The sequence below is a fragment of the Bacillus mesophilus genome, assembly GCF_011008845.1.
GTDB lineage: Bacteria > Bacillota > Bacilli > Bacillales > SA4 > Bacillus_BS > Bacillus_BS mesophilus.
The window spans coordinates 397,119-416,236 of sequence record NZ_JAAIWM010000003.1; the positions used below are offsets into that span (position 1 = coordinate 397,119).

The 19,118-nt window shown below is 40.1% G+C and carries 19 protein-coding genes; 4 read left to right on the forward strand and 15 right to left on the reverse strand.

The features are described 5' to 3' along the window. Positions 1–249 precede the first annotated feature (249 nt). A complete protein-coding gene (locus tag G4D63_RS11860; RefSeq protein ID WP_163179849.1) occupies positions 250–1,254 on the reverse strand; it encodes a CE1 family esterase in 1,005 nt (334 codons plus the stop codon). Positions 1,255–1,549: 295 nt separating this feature from the next. Here G4D63_RS11860 and G4D63_RS11865 point away from each other — a divergent pair, with 295 nt between their 5' ends. The 3 genes from G4D63_RS11865 (at position 1,550) to G4D63_RS11875 (ending at position 2,219) form a co-directional block, all read left to right on the forward strand. Further along, on the forward strand, positions 1,550–1,768 hold the full coding sequence (locus tag G4D63_RS11865) for a DUF1659 domain-containing protein (protein WP_163179850.1): 219 nt from the start codon (positions 1,550–1,552) through the stop codon (positions 1,766–1,768). A gap of 38 nt (positions 1,769–1,806) precedes the next feature. After that, the gene (locus G4D63_RS11870; RefSeq protein WP_163179851.1) at positions 1,807–2,019 is read left to right on the forward strand and encodes a DUF2922 domain-containing protein; all 213 of its coding nucleotides are present in this window, start codon (positions 1,807–1,809) and stop codon (positions 2,017–2,019) included. A gap of 65 nt (positions 2,020–2,084) precedes the next feature. Then, positions 2,085–2,219, forward strand: coding sequence for a YvrJ family protein (locus G4D63_RS11875; RefSeq protein ID WP_163179852.1), 135 nt, complete (start codon positions 2,085–2,087; stop codon positions 2,217–2,219). 135 nt (positions 2,220–2,354) lie between these two features. On the opposite strand, the gene G4D63_RS11880 is transcribed toward G4D63_RS11875, so the two are convergent. Together G4D63_RS11880 and G4D63_RS11885 are read right to left on the reverse strand one after the other, a co-directional pair. Continuing rightward, the gene (locus G4D63_RS11880; protein ID WP_163179853.1) at positions 2,355–3,554 is read right to left on the reverse strand and encodes a S8 family peptidase; all 1,200 of its coding nucleotides are present in this window, start codon (positions 3,552–3,554) and stop codon (positions 2,355–2,357) included. A gap of 277 nt (positions 3,555–3,831) precedes the next feature. Continuing rightward, positions 3,832–4,278, reverse strand: coding sequence for a C40 family peptidase (locus tag G4D63_RS11885; protein WP_163179854.1), 447 nt, complete (start codon positions 4,276–4,278; stop codon positions 3,832–3,834). Between the two features lie 369 nt (positions 4,279–4,647). On the opposite strand from G4D63_RS11885, the gene G4D63_RS11890 reads away from it, so the two are divergent. Beyond that, entirely contained in the window at positions 4,648–5,160 is a 513-nt protein-coding gene (locus G4D63_RS11890) for a sigma-70 family RNA polymerase sigma factor (protein WP_163179855.1), read from the forward strand. Positions 5,161–5,201: 41 nt separating this feature from the next. On the opposite strand, the gene manA is transcribed toward G4D63_RS11890, so the two are convergent. The 12 genes from manA to G4D63_RS11950 all read right to left on the reverse strand — a co-directional run bounded on the left by manA (position 5,202) and on the right by G4D63_RS11950 (position 18,992). Continuing rightward, positions 5,202–6,152, reverse strand: a complete 951-nt coding sequence (manA, locus tag G4D63_RS11895) for a mannose-6-phosphate isomerase, class I (RefSeq protein ID WP_163179856.1) — start codon at positions 6,150–6,152, stop codon at positions 5,202–5,204. Between the two features lie 76 nt (positions 6,153–6,228). Next, entirely contained in the window at positions 6,229–6,978 is a 750-nt protein-coding gene (nagB, locus tag G4D63_RS11900) for a glucosamine-6-phosphate deaminase (protein WP_163179857.1), read from the reverse strand. 14 nt (positions 6,979–6,992) lie between these two features. Further along, positions 6,993–8,150 carry an N-acetylglucosamine-6-phosphate deacetylase gene (nagA, locus tag G4D63_RS11905; RefSeq protein ID WP_163179858.1) on the reverse strand — a complete coding sequence of 386 codons (1,158 nt, stop codon included), beginning with the start codon at positions 8,148–8,150 and terminating at the stop codon, positions 6,993–6,995. Continuing rightward, the gene (locus G4D63_RS11910; protein ID WP_163179859.1) at positions 8,151–9,719 is read right to left on the reverse strand and encodes an FAD-dependent oxidoreductase; all 1,569 of its coding nucleotides are present in this window, start codon (positions 9,717–9,719) and stop codon (positions 8,151–8,153) included. A gap of 26 nt (positions 9,720–9,745) precedes the next feature. Continuing rightward, positions 9,746–10,639 (reverse strand): ROK family protein, encoded by an 894-nt coding sequence (locus G4D63_RS11915; protein ID WP_163179860.1) that lies wholly within the window; start codon positions 10,637–10,639, stop codon positions 9,746–9,748. Continuing rightward, positions 10,632–12,182 (reverse strand): DUF4127 family protein, encoded by a 1,551-nt coding sequence (locus G4D63_RS11920; RefSeq protein WP_163179861.1) that lies wholly within the window; start codon positions 12,180–12,182, stop codon positions 10,632–10,634. Before G4D63_RS11920 ends, G4D63_RS11915 begins: the two co-directional genes overlap by 8 nt. Before the next feature lies 1 nt (position 12,183). Beyond that, on the reverse strand, positions 12,184–14,751 hold the full coding sequence (locus tag G4D63_RS11925) for an alpha-mannosidase (RefSeq protein WP_163179862.1): 2,568 nt from the start codon (positions 14,749–14,751) through the stop codon (positions 12,184–12,186). Then, positions 14,751–15,641, reverse strand: a complete 891-nt coding sequence (locus G4D63_RS11930) for a carbohydrate ABC transporter permease (protein WP_239585949.1) — start codon at positions 15,639–15,641, stop codon at positions 14,751–14,753. The genes G4D63_RS11925 and G4D63_RS11930 overlap by 1 nt, the downstream gene beginning before the upstream one ends. A 5-nt stretch (positions 15,642–15,646) precedes the next feature. Then, entirely contained in the window at positions 15,647–16,522 is an 876-nt protein-coding gene (locus G4D63_RS11935) for a carbohydrate ABC transporter permease (RefSeq protein WP_163179863.1), read from the reverse strand. Further along, positions 16,519–17,424, reverse strand: a complete 906-nt coding sequence (locus G4D63_RS11940; protein ID WP_163179864.1) for an ROK family protein — start codon at positions 17,422–17,424, stop codon at positions 16,519–16,521. Before G4D63_RS11940 ends, G4D63_RS11935 begins: the two co-directional genes overlap by 4 nt. 16 nt (positions 17,425–17,440) lie before the next feature. Then, positions 17,441–18,295 (reverse strand): MurR/RpiR family transcriptional regulator, encoded by an 855-nt coding sequence (locus G4D63_RS11945; protein WP_163179865.1) that lies wholly within the window; start codon positions 18,293–18,295, stop codon positions 17,441–17,443. After that, positions 18,246–18,992, reverse strand: a complete 747-nt coding sequence (locus tag G4D63_RS11950) for an N-acetylmannosamine-6-phosphate 2-epimerase (RefSeq protein WP_163179866.1) — start codon at positions 18,990–18,992, stop codon at positions 18,246–18,248. Before G4D63_RS11950 ends, G4D63_RS11945 begins: the two co-directional genes overlap by 50 nt. Positions 18,993–19,118 lie beyond the last annotated feature (126 nt).

The window sequence follows — 19,118 nt, forward strand, 5'->3', positions numbered from 1 at the left end:
ATGTAAATATTTACCTCTTAATAATTAAGGTCTTTAAAAATAATTATTTCGACAGTAGTTTTAGTTGTTCAGAAGCTCCATAAAACCAGAATAACGAGTTAGGTTGCTAACCGAGATATTAGGAACTATCTTATGAATTTGCACCACAAAAAAGCCAAGGGAGCTATGCCCCTGGCTTTTTGAATTGTAAAGTACGGAGGATTACCCAAAGCTTTAGTTTCTACTACTTAGATGGAGTATATGGTTCTTTTATCTACTATACTTCTTTAAATCATTCCAAATTACTTCGCTCGCGTTCATTTGCTGACTTGCTTTCCCAATCATACTCACAGGTAAATATTGTGGTCCTCCTGGCCAAGTATGACCTCCGCCCTCTACTGTGTATAAAATCACTTGCGGCTTGTGTATATTCCCTTTGCTGAATACTTCACGACGAATGTTCGTATCGTCAGGAACAGTAGTTTCTAGATAGGGTAAATAAGTTACCGACCCTACACGCGCTTTATTATTTACTTTTAACCAGTAAGAAATAGCGTCCTTCACCGAGTATGTAAGTCCCGGAATCCCTGTTGGCGGAACAGTCGGATCTTGATCCCCCATCACATATACTACTGGCAACCCTTTTTTCAGCATGGGTTGAGGCGTACTTAATGCCATTTGGCCTGTTACAGCACCAATTCCAGCTATGCGGTCATTTAGATGAACACCCAAATGGTTGGTGAAAAAACCACCCCATGACATACCAGTTGCATAAACCCGGCTCTCGTCAATATTGAAGTTTGCAACAAAGTGATCAATTAATGCTTCAGTAAAGCCAACATCGTCAATCGTACTTAGTTTCTGCATAGCAAGGTTAACAGCTGGTGAGTCAATATTCCACCTTCTGACTAGTTCAGTATTTGGATTGTAAGCATCAGAATACGTACCTGGTGCAAGTATATTTCCATCCGTACCAATGACCGTACTATCCGGAAAAACAACAATGAAACCTTCTTTCTCCGCAACGGTTATATAACTGGACAATAGCTGCTGCCCTGTACTGGAACTTCCAGAACCGTGAAAAGATAACATTAAAGGTACCTCTTCATCACCCGTATACGATGAAGGAACATAATAATCAAACGATCGTACAAGTCCGCCAAATTCCATCCTCTCGTCCGCTTTGAACCCGTTTGTCGAAGTTGCTGCTGATACACTTGTAACCAGCGACATAATGAAAGCGATTACAACAAAACCCGAAATCCACTTTTTCAACACTCTTCACCACTCCATTTTCAAAATTTTCTATCAATAATACTATTTTACAAATCATGTTAAAATACCTGCCATGTTTCTGTACTATTGATTTTTTCTCTCGACATTTGTTGCAGAAATGTCGATTTGAAAAAAGCTTTAGTTTCTGGCTCCCTCCTCTAAAACTAACAATAGAAAACATGGGTGAGGGACTTTCGACTTTCAATTTTTTAGAAAAAATGAAACTTTTTTTATATCGTTAACCCCTTTCTCCTCTTAATTGACTATATAAAAGGTGAAGGGAGGTGAAACAACCATGGCAACAGCATTCATTTCGGATTCACAGCTTCGATTAGTGTTTGAAACTGGTGTTGATTTAGAAGGGAAACCTACTTACAAGAGTAAGAACTTCAGCAACATTAAGACATCAGCTTCAACAGATGGCCTTTATGCAGTAGCTCAAAGCATCGTAGGCCTGCAGCAGTATCCAGTCAGCGCAATTGAACGCAACGACAAGCATCTTTTAGGGGCGTAATAACAGCACTTATTTTCTAAAGAAAGGAGGAGATTTTAATGGCTAAAACACTACAGCTTCAATTTTTAAACCAAGAAAACAAAACCGTTACGATAGCAATTGACAACCCAATCGAACCAGTAGATCCAGTAGCATTAGACGCAGCGATGACTTCAATACTAAGCGCGAATGTTTTCGTATCAGCTGGCGGTGACCTTGTAAGCAAGAAAGGCGCTCGCATCGTCGAACGTAACGTAACAGAAGTTATGTAATCTAGTTTTTAAGTCAGCATCACAATCAGTGGTGCTGGCTATTTTTATCACAAAGGAGGATGTATATGGATCAAATGCTACCATTCGTTAGTGAAGTTGGATTTCCTATCGTAGTAACACTCTACTTACTTCATAGAATCGAAGCCAAGCTGACGATGTTAAACGACTCCATTCAAGGACTTCCAGAGCGATTGAAATAGGACAGGAGTGGGACAGGGGGACAGGTACCGTGGACCAGTTGCCTAAGGCAGCTAGGGACAATGGACCTGTCCCCCTGTCCCAAAAAAGACGAAAAAGGCCGGTGAAAACCGACCTTTTTCGTCTTTTTTTAAACCTTAATATCTTACTGCATCGTTAGAATTAATTCTACCATAACTAGAATACGTGCCAGTTCCAGATACAGCATCAGCCGTATACTCAATTGCTTGACGTACCTGTACATTGGAACGTCCTTGACCTTTTAAAAGTGCAGCTAGACCTGCAACATATGGAGAAGCCATTGAAGTTCCGGATAAATACACATAACGGTTGCCTGGGTACGTAGAAGCAATATCTACTCCAGGAGCGACTACGTCTACCCACGTTCCATAGTTAGAGAAAGAAGCTTTTCTATTTGAGCTGTCAACTGCTCCTACTGCAATTACATTTGAGTAAGAAGCAGGCTCAAATGTAGTTCTTACTCCATCATTTCCTGCAGCTGCAACTAAAACTACCCCTTTGTTCCAAGCATAGTTAACCGCATTTTGAAGAGTCGTTGTTGAACAATCACAACCAAGAGATAAGTTAATAACCTCCGCACCAACGTCTGCTGCATAGCGAATACTATCCGCAATATCTGTTAAAGAACCACTTCCATTTTCATCTAGAACACGAACTGCTAGAATTCTTGTATTTGGAGCTGTACCAGCAATACCTGTCGCGTTATTCGTTTCTGCCGCAGCAATCCCAGCAACATGAGTACCGTGACCATCTAAATCCATTGGATCATAATCATTATCGACAAAATCATAGCCTCGAATTGTCTTTCCATCTAGATCTGGATGCGTATAATCAACACCCGTGTCAATAACAGCGATCTCTTGGCTACTGCTTCCTCTCGCTACATCCCAAGCGAAGTTTGTATAAGTATTTTTAATACCATATTGATAGTTATTATAGTAAGTATCATTTGGTGTCCATGATTTTGTAAAAACATAATTTGGTTCAGCATACTCAACATTTGGGTTCTTTTCTAACTTCTCAATCGCCTTTTCAACATCCTTTACCTTTAGTACTTTAAAATCAGACTTCACTTTTCCATCTGGCAGCACTTCACCTTCCACACTTTGAACAGTGCTTGCTTCATCGGAAACCATAACCTTGTCTTTAAATTTTACAATCACTTCTCCACTTTTGAACTTGTTTTTTTCCATTTTTACACTTTGAATCTTAATTCTTTCAAAATCCTTTTCCTTTGCACTAACAGGTGAACTTAATAATGGAGCAAATGCAAGCGAGAGTGCCAGTGACATGGTAATAATTTTTTTGATTTTCATAACTTCCTCCTTAATTTGTAGTCACTGTTAATCTATTGATGCGTGAGGATTTAGATGATTGGGAAAGTAATAGAATTAAAGAGTGGATTATAGAGGGTTTTGAGGGGTGTATTTCCCAAGTGGTGAGTGTAAATAATGTTTGTGAAGGAAGGTGTTGTGTGGTAGAGGTTGGCCTTAAAATAAGGGAACTTTCTAGAACGTTCTTGGCTTTAAAATTGAATAGTGACTACTACATAAAAAAAAGTAACTCTACTATAAGTAAAGTTACTTTTCTTAATTATAATTGTTTTGCACCGAGATATCTCTTCTTAAAATAGCTATTACTCATAGATGTAACAGTAACGCCCTTAGAAGAACTTGCATGAACAAATTTATTATTACCAATATAAATCCCGACATGAGATGGACCCTTCTTATACGTCTGGAAGAATACAAGATCTCCGATTGCTGGTTTATTTACCTTTTTCCCGGCTTTCCACATATCAGCGGCTGTTCTCGGTGATGTCTTCCCGTTGCTTTTAAATACATACCCAATAAACCCACTACAATCAAAGCCTTTTTTAGTTGTTCCACCAAAACGATAAGGTGTACCGACAAGTGATTTACCAACCTTTACAAGCTGAGTGGGATTATTATTCTTTTTCGCTGCTGAAGCTGAATCAGGTTGAATAGTTATAGTGAACACAGTTAAAGTCATGATTAATAGCATTAATATTTTTCTCATTTTTTACTTCTCCTATGTAACGTTTTTAAATTGTCAGAAAAATCATAAATTTATTATAACAAGTTTAATAGAAAAGTGGAGTTACAGCTTTGTAACATTTTCAGAAAATTATTACAAAATTGTTACACTATGTCGAAAAGAAGAAGATTAGAAGAACTATCGTAATGATTTAATTACTTGCATACAACCAATCCCCCACTCCCTACCTCTCCCAAACTCTAAGTTCTCCCTAGGTGAAACTACTAGTTTAGACTATATCACTTCCCCCAAACTCACAATAAGCCCATGTGATAACAATCTAGCAATCTACTAAAATAATCCTACCGGCGGAATAATTGAGAGAAGCGCGCTTTTTGGAAGGATTACAAATTGAAAGGTTTTGAAAGGATTGTCGAGGAAGATAGTTGGATTATAAAAAGTGCGATCAAGGATTTGTGTATATATAAAAACCTTGAAGAGTATTATCAGGAAGGGTTAATAGGTTTATGGGAGGCGTACATCCGGTTTGATCCAAGTAAAGGTGCATCGTTTCGAACATTTGCCTATAGAACAATCCGTGGAAAGCTTCTTACCTGCCTGAAAAAAGCAAAACAAGAGGAAGATCATCTGGCCATCTTGTCCGAGGCGATCATGGAGGTAATTGTAGACGAAAGAGCAGAAGTCCCACTTGAAATCGAGATTCTATCTTGCTATTGCAACGGATTAACACTTGCCCAAAAGACCTGGGTGTACAAAACGTTCGTTGAAGACAAAGGGCCAAAGGCAATTGCAAAAGAAGAGGGAGTCAGCCTTGAAACAGTCAAATCATGGAGGCGGTACGCGCTGGAGAAGATGAGGAGAGAGGTGGGACTCGGGGACAGGCACCGTGGTCCAGTGTCCTAAGGCAGCAAGGGACAAGGGACCTGTCCCTTTGTCCCAGAGGGTCAAGGGCTTGAAACAATGAATTCAGCATTCCCTATGAGTCTGTACTCCTTAACTGTGGAGGGGACTATAAAGTGATCACCTTTTTTAAAGGTAAACTCCCCTTCACTTGTTACGATTGAACCTTCTCCATTTAGGACACTGTGTAAGAAGTAATTTTCTTTTGTTTCTTTTGATACAGTTCCAGATAGTTTACAGTGGTATACTGTGAAGTTTTCTTCTTTGATTAATTGTTTACTAGTTAGTCCTTGTTCCACAGATAGGATCGGTTTCGAATTGGTTTCTATGTGCGGAATGGTTGTCACGTCTATTGATTTTGTGATATGTAATTCTCGTTTGTTTCCTTCAGCGTCGGTACGGTCATAATCATAGACTCGATAGGTTATGTCTGAGCTTTGTTGTGTTTCTAAAATCATGATCCCTTTACCAATGGCATGGATGGTTCCACTTGGAATGTAATAGAAATCGCCAGGCTTTACCTTTACACGACGTAGCAACTCACTCCATTCGCCGTTTTCAACCATTCTTTGAAGCTCTTCTTTAGACACTGCATGGTGACCAAAGATTATTTCTGCATCTTCCTCACAGTCAATGATGTACCAGCATTCTGTTTTTCCATAAGGATAGTTCTCTACCTCTTTTGCATAAACATTATCAGGGTGCACTTGAACAGACAAGTCATCCCTAGCATCTAAGATCTTTGTTAATAGAGGAAATTCATCTCCATCTTGATTTGCAAACAGCTCACGGTGGTTTTGCCACGCCTCTATTAATGTTTTGCCTTGCAAAGGTCCATTTAAAATTTCGCTGGGACCGTTGGGATGTGCAGATATCCCCCAGCATTCACCTGTTGTTTCAGTTGGAATCTCATAGTTATATTCTTCCCCCAGCTTAGTTCCGCCCCAGATCCGATCCATAAACACAGGCTTAAGAAAGATAGGTTGATGATACATACTATCACTCCTTTATTTTTCTATACATCCCTATGTAAAAGAGGAACCTAATTCACTTTAGGTTCCTCTACTATTGTCAGCCTAAACCTACTCCACTCTTGCCCAACACTACCATTGCATCCTCATCTGCGATAATCGTCAGGTTAGGATGATTTCTAAGAATGGTTGCTGGTACTTCCTCTCGTATTTCTCCATGAAGTAACTCATGCAAAGCCTGTGCTTTTTTCTCTCCAGAAATTAAGAGGAGAATTTGCTTTGCCTCCATAATGGTTTGAATCCCCATGGTAATCGCCTGTTTTGGTACGTCCTCTAAGCTTTGAAAATACCTAGAATTAGCTATTCTCGTTGATTCTGTTAAATCTACGATATGAGTACGAGATTCAAAGGAGGTATGCGGTTCATTAAAACCAATATGACCATTTTGACCAATCCCTAGGATTTGTAGGTCAATTCCACCGTTTTGTTTGATGAAATTTTCATAGCGATTGCATTCTTCTTCCTTATCGGTAGTCATTCCATTTGGAATATTTGTATTACCTTCTTCAATGTCGATAAAGTTAAATAAGTGCTTCCTCATAAAGGAGTAATAACTATTCTGATCCTGACGGGAAATTCCGACGTACTCATCAAGGTTAAAGGATTTCACGTTCTTATAGGTTGTTTGGTTTTGTTGATGATCTTCTATAAGTCTTTGATATGTTTCGATTGGGGTTGAGCCGGTTGCGAGTCCTAGTGTGATAGAAGGATTCCGTTTCACTTCTTCAATGATGATTTGAGCTGCCTTTTTACTCATTTCTAGCTTTGATTTTTCTACAAACATTCTCATAAAGGATCCCTCCTTTAGTTTTTCTGTTGATAGGCTAAAGTACCTCTACAAAATGTCATGACGACTTCAAACTGCTCATTTAAAATGACAAAGTCAGCATCTTGTCCAGTCTCTAGACTTCCTTTTCTATCAAGAATTCCTATTCTCTTAGCTGGATTATAGGATGCCATTTTAACAACATCCTGAAGGGAACACCCTGTATAGGACATCATGTTCTTGATGGCATCATCCATACGAAGGATACTGCCTGCAAGGGTTCCATCCTCTAAGCGAGCTTCACCGTTCTCCACAAACACCTTCTGACCACCTAGCTCATACACGCCCTCTTCTAATCCCTTCGCACGCATTGCATCAGATATAAGAATGAGTGTGTTTATATCCTTTAGTTTGGCAGTGAGCTTCACCATCTCTGGTGCAACATGAACGCCATCTACAATTAATTCTGCTGTGATCTCGTCATGAAGGTACACGCCTCCAACTACTCCGGGCTCTCGGTGGTGCATCTCTCTCATTTGATTGTAAAAATGGGTAGCATGAGAGAGTCCTTTTTTCACAGCTTCAGCGAATACTTCATACGTCGCATCAGAATGGCCTATAGAAGCTATTACCCCTGTTTTTTTCATGTATTGTATCAGTTGAAAGTCTGGATCCTGCTCAGGTGCTAGAGTCACCATTTTGATTGTATTCCCAGAAAGCTCCTGCCACTTACGAAACAGTTCTATATCTGTATCACACATATATTCCTGAGGCTGTGCACCCGCTCTTTTCGGCGAAAGAAATGGACCTTCAAGGTGAATGCCGAGTACCTCTGCACCACTATTGTTAGTATATGTAGCAGCATTCTGTAACGCTTGTTCAATTGCCTCATTTTTCTGTGTGATTGTAGTAGGAAGATAGCTCGTTATGCCTTCACTTGGAAGGTACGCACTGATTCCCTGTAATGCCTCAAACGTAGCATCCATCGTATCATGCCCTGCCGCACCGTGAATATGTAAGTCTATGATTCCAGGGATGATATGATAGTCTTCAGGAATCTCGATGATTTCATCTGCTTGTTGAACTAGATTTAACCCAATCTCTCGGATTGTCTCATCTTCTATTAACAATGACCCATTTTCTACTATTCCTTCAGGTTGATAGATCTTTCCGCCTTTTACTAAAATCGTACTCATTTAGATTGCACCAATCTCAGGCCAACGAAGTTCAATACCCTGCTTTTGTAACAGTGTCTGAAATTCTTGAAGAAGGCTTTCATTTTCACGAACCTCCTGTGGTAGAACTCCTTTATCGATTGCAAAAGAAGCTAGGTACCCAACGGATTCCCCAATATTCCATTCCACTGGATGAACTCGGTAGCAGCCATTTGTAATGTGAGTCGTACCAATATTTTTACAAGCAGGTAATAGGTTTTTCACACGAACAGGCAATAAGCTCCCTAGAGGAATTTCAAACGGTAAGCTTTTCGCATAGAAAAAGGAATTGGTCACGATGGTTGGATGTAAATCGATTCGATAACAGCCAACTCCGACTGAATCAGCAAATTGCTTGATGCCCTTATCACCGCGAATGTCTGCATTAATATACCCTTCTACTATTGTAATCTGAGCTTTAATTCGTCTAGATTCACGAATGTATGGATACATCGCTAGACCATCGTCTGTACCAAGTACATCACCACGAAGACGTAGTCCTGGGTAGCCTTTTCCTCCATCTACTCGTGGTGCTTCGGTTTGAAGCCAATATAGCAACGACAAACTTAACTGTTTTCCACCTTCAATGTGCTTTTCTTTTTCTTCCTCACTTACATCAATAATGGAACCTAACCAATAATCATTTTGTGGCCAGTTGATAAGGGAGAGATCTCCTTCATAGAAACCAGACTGAAATAGAGATGGATCAATGATTCTTCGGTATTCCCATAAGCCTAATCCTTCATCATCGTTAAACATGCGAAACGGCTTTGAACCACCAGTGTCTGCATCAGGTGCATACCAGCTTAATTGCTGATGCTCTAAAAATGGAGCCTTGTAAGCACGCCACCAGTCATAGCTTTCTGGCTTCTCAATAACAAAATTCCCACCCTCTATATACTCTAAAGCCAGCACATGGGTAATCGGCTGCATATCCATCGGACTTGCTTCTAATGGAGCATGAAGCTCACCTGTATCTGCTTTTGATTCGGCACCGGTTACATATTCAACCCCAGCAAGAGGTAGGACATCTCCACATTCCGTTGCATCTAGAAAATAGTCTCCTACTAAGTTGATTTCTTTACCTGTGATCGTGTTTTTTACCGTAACGTTTTTGACATAATCACCATCAGTCTCAGCATGAACAGGTTTCATCTCTGTATAGATGACCACTTTGCCATTACTTACATAAGGAGCTAGCATATCCTGAAGAATGGTTAAGGCCACTCTTGGCTCATGACAAATTCGACTCACCCAGCCATCACCAGGATTTAAGCGACTATTATTCCTAGCCTCTTCGGTAATGGGATAATTCTGTCTATAGTACTCTCTTACTTTGTTGCGAAATTCACGGTAGGTTGCCGTGCATCCAAAGTACTCAATCCATTGGTGCTCATCTGGTGGGACGGCTTGGCTCGTTAGCTGACCACCGATCCATTTTGTTTCTTCTGTTAAAATGACATGTTTGTTCATCTTCGCAGCTGAGAGAGCCGCAATGGTACCACCGATACTTCCACCAATAATGATTATGTCAGCCTTTAATGTGTTCATCGAAAAATCCCTCCATTTCCTCCGTGCTAGTTAAACGGAAGTAATCCTGCCCCAATAAGGCCTGCTTCATCCTCTAGTTCTGCTGTTTTAATCAGTAACTGATTCTGCATACTTTCGTATAAATATGTTTTAGCTATATCTGTAAGTTCATGCAATAATGTTGGATTCCCAAGCATAACTCCACCACCAATGACAATCACAGATGGGTTTAACGTAAGCGTTAAGTTTGCAACAGCCATTGCCACATACTTTACCGCATCATCAATAATCGTCTTCGCCTGTTGATTTCCACTAGCTGCTAATTGAAAAACAGCCCCTGCGTTGTTTTCTTCTAGTCCAAGTAGTTCTTTTCCTTGAATACCAATAGCTGTTCCTGAAGCGAGTTTTTCCAGGACACCTACTGAACTTCCATCACTAGAGCGCAACACCGTATTCCCAATCTCCCCAGCATTTCCAAACGCTCCTTGAAAGACCTTCCCGTTAAACACAAGTCCCGCTCCAATTCCGGTACTCCAGGTTATATAGACAACAGAGGAGTGACCCTTACCCGCTCCTTGATGAGCTTCTGCTAAGGCTGCAGCATTTGCATCATTTTCAACGATTACCGGGATGCAGAAGTTTTCCTCTAGAAGTGCTTTAAGGGGGATATCCTTCCAGCCTGGTAAATTAGGAGGATCTAAAATCACACCTGTATAAGGATTAAGCGGACCAGGGGAACCAATGCCGATTCCAATTACGTTTTGCCCACTCATTACCTCTTCGATCATTCTCTTCATTTTATAAATCACATGGCCAGGACCAAGGTTGGCCTCTGTTGGTTCCTTACGTACTTTTTGTATTACACCATCTTCAGAAAGAAGCGCTACGCGGATATTCGTCCCACCTAAATCTACTCCGATGGAATACTTTGTGTTAGACATTTACTTGCACCTTCCTTTTGGAAGATAGTTTCACACCAATCTCAAAGGTACGATCCCATGGTAGATAAACCTCTTCAAGAATCATCTCCCACTTAGGATGGAAATCTAAGACAGAATGGAATTTTTCAACCTGCTCGTGAAAATGACGGGTCGCTATGTCGAGAAGTTCATGACTAGTCAATTCTACCTCTGCGATTTCCTTTCGAATCATCTGACGAACATGACTTTGATAGAGATAATCATCTAATAAACGAACACATAATTGTTCAAATAGGGCTCTTTCCGAATCCTCTTCTGAAGTTGCCATCTTCTCTTGTTGAAGATAGATCATAGAAGCCTGAGCAACAACAGTACCTAGTGTGTTCCCAGCTGTATTCCAAGCTCCGAAGCCTGATATGCGTGAAAACAGACTTGATGCTAATAAGTCAGGTAGCATGTTTTCATCTGCTCCATTCGCATAAGCAAGATCAGCAATGGCTAGCTGTTTACCTTTTTCGATATAATGTCTAACACGACGAAGCCATTCTCCAACATTACGATCTGGCGTGTTCACTTCTTCTAAAAACTTTTGAAGAGCAAGATCGCCTTGACGTTTGCCAGGTACATTTACCGCTAACACAATGTCCGCTTCAAGCGAATTATCTATTGTGTAGCCACCAATCACATGAATCTGTCCTTTTACAGATTCACAAATCGGACGGTCCTCGTACATCGCTGAAGAGAGCGCCCCACGTTCACCACTATAAAATGGGAAAAATACAGGTGGCTTTAGCCCTTCTAGCTGAAAAATCATCTTGGTCACTAGAGCCGCTCCGACTTCATCTGCTCCTGGATAGATATACACCTTGTCACGAAGTCCTCTTTCATGAACGAGGCTAGCCAGCTGCTCTTGTTCCGAAATGTTCAGCCCATACTCTGCCGTGTCATCCTGAGGATATACGATCGTATCGACGATTCCTTGCTCTAATAAATCTAGCAATGATGTACTTATCGCAAAATTACGTTCCCTCGTTTGGATATAGTCTTCTAGAATATCACTTGGAATCTTTAGTTCTGCTTCATCTCGCTTCATCCTAGCTTCTTCAAGACCTGTTTTCTCAAACTTATGTTTGTTATAAGAGTACGCCCAGATTAATTCACCATAATCCTTCCAATACTCTTTTTCTTCTTCGTTCACATTGTTATTAGAAATACGCATCGTTGCACTGAAGAGCATGATTTTCTTCTCAGGGTCGTTTGCTTTAATACGTTTAATAATTGTTAGTCTTTGTTGGATGATTTCTTCAGAATCAACACTGATCCGTGATGGTACAAGTCCTCCATATCCAAGCATATCAGTGGATAATACGATTCCATCCACTTCTGGAGCTACATCCACTAACCACTTTTGTAAGGAATCAATGTCTGCAGGCTTTTTCAAGAAACCTAGTGTTTCAACACCTGGAACAAGAACCTCCCAGCCGCCAATTTTCGCTAGCTGGCAAGGAAGTTCTCGCGTTACAGGTCTGGCATCAACGGGTAAAAGAGCAATTTTTCGAATCATGTTACTGCTCTCCTTTATTAAAAGTAATTTCGTATGTTGCAATTTCTTTTCCATTTATTCTAGCTTCAAAAGAATTCAGCTTCTGAAGGAGATCTCCATTGAAATTCACCTTATTAATCGTCACCATTTCCCTACTGCTAGAGAATGTAACCATCTCAGGTTGATGGATCGGATTGTATAATCGAACCACTAGTTTTCCTTCGTTCACTTTCACGGAGCTCCATTGAATCACGTCAGAATTGATTTCAATGATATTCTGTAGTGACAAATCGTTTACATGCCCCGTATAAAAACGAGGTGGCACGCGAAATTGATGAGCACTTTTAACGATTTCAGGAATAGCCTTATCTTCAAAATCAAATGCAAAGTCATACTCATAAGTCCCGATGCATTGACCCTTTGGTGTTGCCATGTTTGGACCTGCTCCACCACCCCGAGTTCGCAAGTCATCTCTTGAAAGCCACCCTACACTTCTAAGTAGAGTTACTTCTACCTCATCGTTAGCGGTGATTTGGTATTCTTGTAAGCCTCTATGATAGAAAGCAAAATTTTCTGCTTTGATAAAGGAGGTGCTAGGTTCTACGACAACTGGTACTTCCTTTTGTTTAGGAGCATCAAATTGCTCTTCCTTCTTCGCTTCACGTTTTACCACATCAAAGGCAGTATCACTATAGGAGGTTGAAATCGTTGTGCTGAGCGGAAACTTCATGCGTAAACGCTGATCCTTCGCTTTGTTTTCGAGCTTTAGGTGAGTATAAACTTTAGAGTCTCCAGTAAATAACTCCATAGTAATAGTTGCTTTATTTGTTACGGTGTCACTTGAAGCACCTGTTCGATCATCGTTTAAACTAGCTGGTAACTTAAGTTCCACTTGATATTTTAATCGTTGATAAGATGGATTCTTTTCAACTTTAGGTTTCCCAACTAACTTAGCAAACGTGAGGATATCATTGACTGGTGGTGAATAGTTATATTCATCGCCTGCATCAAGGGAACTGTACATTTGCAGAAAGCCATTATACTCCTTGCCCGAGTTTTTATGAGAAACAGTAAGCACACCCGTTTCCTCTACATTAACTTTGACAAATTCGTTTTCGATTGTTGAACTTTCAGAGCTCGCGATCACTAAAGTCTGACCTTTTACAACACTAAAACCAGTTAGAGAAAAAGCCGGTAGCTTTTCTACTTGAATTGCTACTTCATAGTACGTCCCGTGCTTAAAGTCAGGGAAAGCATCAAGTGGTGATTCGAATTTTCTACCTTTATAGCTATTTAAAATCACAGGCTGATACGTGTTACCCTTGAGGTCTTTTAGGACAAACTCCTTTTCTTCGTGTAAAAATAGTTTCCCCTTCACCCAACCATTGTAGGGAGTTAGATGAGGATTAAATACGACAAATTGCTCATCATCGGAAAAAGGCTTTCTAGCAGCTGTCCCTGTTGCAGCTGGATCTGCGATTCCGAGCTTTAATAGAGCATCCTGTTGCAGCATATATAAGCGTTGAGATAGCTTTTCTGTTCTTGTCTCCATCTCGTCATGAACTTCATCCACACTACAGCCACAAATGCTATCATGTGGATGATTTTGAAGCAGCAGCTTCCAGGAATCCTCTAGGAATACATGTGGGAATGCATCACTTTTTAAGGAAGCTAAAGCGAGTAGTGGCTCTGTATAGCCAACAAGTTCATCTTCCATTTTCTGATTTTGCTGCTTTAAATACACACGTGTTGATAGGACATTTGGCAACACATAGATGTGCTCATTCGATCTCATTTCGCCTTCATAGACTGATAGATTTTGAGCTTTTTCTTCTATAGAGTTTATGTAGTTTTCATAACTAGATTGGATAAATTCAGTATGTTCAATAGCTTCATTTAGTTCTTCAATGCGTTCCTTCATATGATGAAAAACTGGCATCAGATGGTCTCCACCATTTGTTAGTAAAAGAGCATCCGTTGTTGCATAAGGCTTTATCTTTTCAACATAATCTTTCATTTTACTAATATAATCATCTTCATTTAATAGCGGCTGATAATAGCCCTCTGGTAAAAAGACGGTCAGTATTTCTGATCCGTCTGGAGCTTTCCACTTAAATTCTGACTGCTCTGGCTTGATTCCACGCCAAAGAATCGTATTGTTGATATTGAAGCCTTTTAGAAGCTGTGGCATTTGACTGACATGCCCAAATGTATCCGGTAGGTATCCGACATTTTGCGGCTTTCCATATTGGTTTGCTAGCTTTAGACCAATCTCTATATTTCGAATCAGAGATTCTCCCGAAACTAGAAATTCATCGGCTAACACATACCAAGGACCGATGATGATTCGGTCCTCTTTGATATAATTTTTCACTTGATCAGCTTTAGCATGTTCACAGACTTCTAGATAATCTTCAAGCGCAGCCATTTGTCCATCTAACACAAACTGCTTGATCTCATTAGAGTCTAGCCCTTTTAAAATACGATCCATTACATGAATAAAACGATAGCGGAACACTTCAAATGGAAAGTACCATTCCCGATCCCAGTGAGTTTGAAAGACGATATAGCACTTGTATTGCTTTTCCATTATCCTTTTACCGCTCCCTTCATAGCTCCTTCAATAAAGTGACGTTGAAGAATCGCAAAGAAAATGATGATTGGTAAAACTGAAATAACCGATCCTGCTGCGATATAACGCCAGTTGTTCGAGAAGCTTCCTGCTAATGTATTTAACCCAAGTGGTAAGGTGTACATCGTTTGGTCATTTAAAATAATGAGTGGCCATAGGAAATCTCCCCATGCCATAACGAATGTAAAAATCGCTAGAGTCACGAGTGAAGGTTTTACAAGTGGCATTAAAATTCTCCACCAAATTTGCCAAGCATTCGCTCCGTCCATTCGAGCTGATTCATCTAGCTCATAAGGAATGGTTAAGAATGCTTGACGCATCAAGAAGATCCCAAAAGCTGTCGTTGCATGCGGAAGTACTAATCCTGCATACGTATTTTGAAGACCTAAATCTAATGAAAGTAGGTAGATTGGAATCATTAATAGCTGAAACGGAATCATCATCGTACTAATGATTAACAAGAACACTATATTTTTTCCTCTGAATTGCATTCTAGCAAGCGGATAAGCAGCTAGAGAACAGAAGATGATGTTCAGAACAACAGTTAAAAATGCCACAATGGTACTGTTCTTTAAATATGTCCAGAACGGAAATGCCTTCATCACTTCTACATAGTTTTGTAGGGTAATTTTTTCTGGTATAAATTGTGGTGGATATTGGAAAATGTTTTCGCTACCCGATTTTAGTGATGTTGATAAGAGCCATAGAAATGGTCCTACCATAAGGATGGTCACTAAGATTAGTAGAGAGTAGCTAATGATTCGACCAACAAGCTTCTTAGTCGTCATAGATTGTTTATTTGTTTTAATATCGATGGTTGAGTTGTTTTTTTGTAAAGGAGAATTCATGTTGGTCACCCCCTCATTTCAGTTTCTTTTTTGCTCATGAACTTAATGTTAATGATTGATAGGATCAGTGTTATTAGGAATAAAATAACACCCGCCGCACTTGCATAGCCCATCTGTAAGTTTCCAAATGCTTCTTCATAAATATAGAATACAAGTGTTTTTGAGCTGTTCAATGGACCTCCACCAGTCATGACGAAAATTTCCTCAAATACCTTCATCGCAGAGATCGAAGACATAATCGAAACTATCATAATAGAAGGCATTAACAACGGTATTGTAATATGAAAGATTTGTTGAAGCTTTGATGCTCCGTCAATATCGGCTGCTTCATATAAATCAGAAGGAATCGATTGAAGACCTGCTAAATAAATGACCATATAATAGCCGAGTCCCTTCCATACTGTTACCGCCATTACCGCAAAAATCGATGTTGATGGTGATGTTAACCAGTGTATAGGCCCACTAATGATTCCCATGCTATCTAACAGATAATTTAATACTCCTTTATCGGCATATACCCATTTCCAGGTAATCCCTACTACAACCATTGAAGTGACAACTGGCACATAGTAAGCGGAGCGAAAGAAACCAATTCCTTTAATCTTTTGATTGACAAGAATCGCTAAAAAGATCGGAAGAATAACAAGCGAGGGAACAACGATGAATAAATAAAGAAAGGTTTGAAAGAGGACCTTCCAGAACATATCATCTTGGAAAATTTCTTTATAGTTGTCAAGCCCAACAAATGACGGCTCTGTGATCATATTATAGTCTGTGAAGCTTAACCAGATCGCATTTAACATAGGATAAAAGATAAATGCACCAAGTATGATACAGCCTGGTATTAAAAATAAATAGGGAGTCAAAAGACTTCTTCTCATAACACTATCCCTCTTTTCTTTGCAGCATCCATTGCCAGTTTTGCAGCTCCGTACATGCCTGCCTTATTTCCTAATTGAGCAGGTAGAATTGAAATCGGAGACTCATAGTTTGCTAGTTTTTCAAGAAACGCATCCCACCATAATTCCTTAGAGTCAATTACACCACCGCCAATGATCACAACATCAGGGTCAATCGAGACAGTCAGGTTATAGCAGGCAATCGCTAAGTATTCTAAGTAGTCGTTCACAACCTTTTGAACAGGTTCGTGTCCTCTTTGAAAATCATGAAGTACATCTTTACCATGCTGATACGGTGCTTTAACAGCCGAATTGGCTTCCCTTAAAAGGGCACTGCCAGACAAATACTGTTCCATGCATCCTCTTTTACCACAGTTACAGGGCTTGCCAAATGGGACGAGCACAACGTGTCCCCATTCTCCACCTTGATGATGAGCACCCGCTACAAGCTGATGATCAATCACATTAGCACCACCAACTCCAGTTCCTAGTGTGAGCATAACCGCGTTAGGATAAGTTTGTTCTCTCTTCGATAACTCTCCGACTAATGCCACATTCGCGTCATTTTCGACGATACAAGGAATACCATATCTACCTTCAATGAATTGCTTTAGATTAGTACCTTGCCAGCCAGGTAGGTTTGTTGTTGCATAAACGATTTCACCTGTGTTGGAATTCACTCGTCCCGCTGTACCAATCCCAATGTATTGCACGGAAGTATTTTCGAGCAGCTCATCTATTACAGAAGTAAGAGTAACTAAGATTCCGTCTTTTCCTTCCCCGATATTCGTTTTCATTTCAAACGATTTGAGCACAGTACCAGCTTCAGAAATGACCATCCCTTTTACACCTGTACCACCAATATCAACACCGATTACATTCATGAGTTTTCACCAACTTTTATACAAGCTTATTTAACACAGCGCGTGCTGTACGTTCTTTCATCATCACAGATTTCTTTTTATCTTCTAGGGCAATACCTGTACAAAGTAGATCAATTACAAACAACTGCGAGATCTTAGCTGCTAATGAACCACCTTCTAAGGGAGACTCTTTTCCACCGCTTAAAAGGACACAATCTGCAATCTTCGTAATCGGCGAGCGAGCATAATACGTAATCGCAATTACCTTCGCGCCATTTTCCTTGGCTACCTGCAAGGAATCAATCGTATCCTTTGTACTTCCAGATACACTAAGTCCAACTACAACGTCTGTTTCGTCAAAGGTTGCCGCTGTCATTGACTGAATATGTGGGTCGATGAGTGCATCAGTTCTTTTTCCAATTCGGATAAATCGATGTTTGGCATCAAGTGCCGTTAACCCCGATGTACCTACACCGAAAAAGTGAACACCCTTTGCATTTTTAATCATGTCGATTGCTTTTTGCACATTATTATCGTCGATCATGTTTACCGTTTCATCAATCGCCATTTTGGTGTAGTTTGCAATGGAGATGGTTAGGCTATCTGATTCTTCTTCCTTTATATTCTGCTCTTGCAGCGTTGAAAGGTCCTTTGCTATCGCAAGCTTAAATTCCTGATAACCCTTTAAGCCAATCTTTCTACAAAAGCGGAGCACAGTTGTTTCCCCAACATTGGCAACGTCGGCAAGGTCAGTTACGGAGTAGTAAATAACCTTTTCCATCTGTTCGATGACGATGTCTGCTACCTTTTGTTCTGATTTGGTTAAGGAAGGATAATAGCTTTTAATTAACCCTCCTAATTTGCTTCGGTTTTGCTGTGTTGTGTTTGTCATGTTCCTGACCATCCTTTAATATGAAATTGACAAAATCCTTTGTAATGTTTTGAGGTCGGGTAATAGCTGATCCTACTACAACTGTATGTGCACCTAATGATAAAGCTGTACTAGCTTTTTCCGGTGTAGAGATTCTACCTTCAGCAAAAACGGGAATGGTTAGCTTTTTCACTAACTCCTGAATTAACGTGAAATCTGGATCCTGTGTTTGTGGTGAATATGGTGTATAGCCCGACAGAGTTGTCGAAACACAATCACACCCAATTTCTTGAGCATAGACTCCTTCTTCGTACGTTGAAATGTCAGCCATCACGAGTCTTCCTTTTGAATGAATATAAGAAACAAGTGCTTCTAGTGACTCTCCATTAGGTCGTTCTCGCTTTGTTGCATCTAGTGCAATCATTGCTACATCTACTCCGAGCAGTTCATCTACCTCTTTCTTGGTTGGTGTAATATAAACGGGACTATCGGTATAATCACGTTTTATTAACCCAACAACCGGCAAATCAACAGTCTTTGTAATTTCAGCTATATCTTCAGGACCATTCGCACGAATGCCAACGGCTCCACCCATTTGAGCGGCTAATGCCATTTTTGCCATTACAGTCGAACCATGTAGAGGCTCATCCTCTAAAGCTTGGCATGAAACAATTAACCCGCCTTTAACATTTGAAAAAAAGTTCTTGTTGTCATTCATTTCGTCACCACCAGTTTAAATTCCTATGTACTACATGTATTAGCGCATCTTTTTATTGGTTTATAAAATTACAAAATTCATTACTTGTTAATAACAAGGCATAGTGCATACTAATCCGGCTCCAAC

Bases quoted from the DNA above. Each gene is read 5' to 3' on its own strand.
- G4D63_RS11880 (WP_163179853.1), bottom strand. From the start codon at position 3,554: ATGAAAATCAAAAAAATTATTACCATGTCACTGGCACTCTCGCTTGCA.
- G4D63_RS11940 (WP_163179864.1), bottom strand. From the start codon at position 17,424: ATGAATGTAATCGGTGTTGATATTGGTGGTACAGGTGTAAAAGGGATG.
- G4D63_RS11930 (WP_239585949.1), bottom strand. From the start codon at position 15,641: ATGAATTCTCCTTTACAAAAAAACAACTCAACCATCGATATTAAAACA.
- G4D63_RS11885 (WP_163179854.1), bottom strand. From the start codon at position 4,278: ATGAGAAAAATATTAATGCTATTAATCATGACTTTAACTGTGTTCACT.
- nagA (WP_163179858.1), bottom strand. From the start codon at position 8,150: ATGAGTACGATTTTAGTAAAAGGCGGAAAGATCTATCAACCTGAAGGA.
- G4D63_RS11915 (WP_163179860.1), bottom strand. From the start codon at position 10,639: ATGTCTAACACAAAGTATTCCATCGGAGTAGATTTAGGTGGGACGAAT.
- G4D63_RS11950 (WP_163179866.1), bottom strand. From the start codon at position 18,992: ATGAATGACAACAAGAACTTTTTTTCAAATGTTAAAGGCGGGTTAATT.
- G4D63_RS11925 (WP_163179862.1), bottom strand. From the start codon at position 14,751: ATGGAAAAGCAATACAAGTGCTATATCGTCTTTCAAACTCACTGGGAT.
- G4D63_RS11875 (WP_163179852.1), top strand. From the start codon at position 2,085: ATGGATCAAATGCTACCATTCGTTAGTGAAGTTGGATTTCCTATCGTA.
- G4D63_RS11945 (WP_163179865.1), bottom strand. From the start codon at position 18,295: ATGACAAACACAACACAGCAAAACCGAAGCAAATTAGGAGGGTTAATT.
- G4D63_RS11865 (WP_163179850.1), top strand. From the start codon at position 1,550: ATGGCAACAGCATTCATTTCGGATTCACAGCTTCGATTAGTGTTTGAA.
- G4D63_RS11870 (WP_163179851.1), top strand. From the start codon at position 1,807: ATGGCTAAAACACTACAGCTTCAATTTTTAAACCAAGAAAACAAAACC.
- manA (WP_163179856.1), bottom strand. From the start codon at position 6,152: ATGTATCATCAACCTATCTTTCTTAAGCCTGTGTTTATGGATCGGATC.
- G4D63_RS11920 (WP_163179861.1), bottom strand. From the start codon at position 12,182: ATGATTCGAAAAATTGCTCTTTTACCCGTTGATGCCAGACCTGTAACG.
- G4D63_RS11935 (WP_163179863.1), bottom strand. From the start codon at position 16,522: ATGAGAAGAAGTCTTTTGACTCCCTATTTATTTTTAATACCAGGCTGT.
- G4D63_RS11910 (WP_163179859.1), bottom strand. From the start codon at position 9,719: ATGAACACATTAAAGGCTGACATAATCATTATTGGTGGAAGTATCGGT.
- nagB (WP_163179857.1), bottom strand. From the start codon at position 6,978: ATGAGAATGTTTGTAGAAAAATCAAAGCTAGAAATGAGTAAAAAGGCA.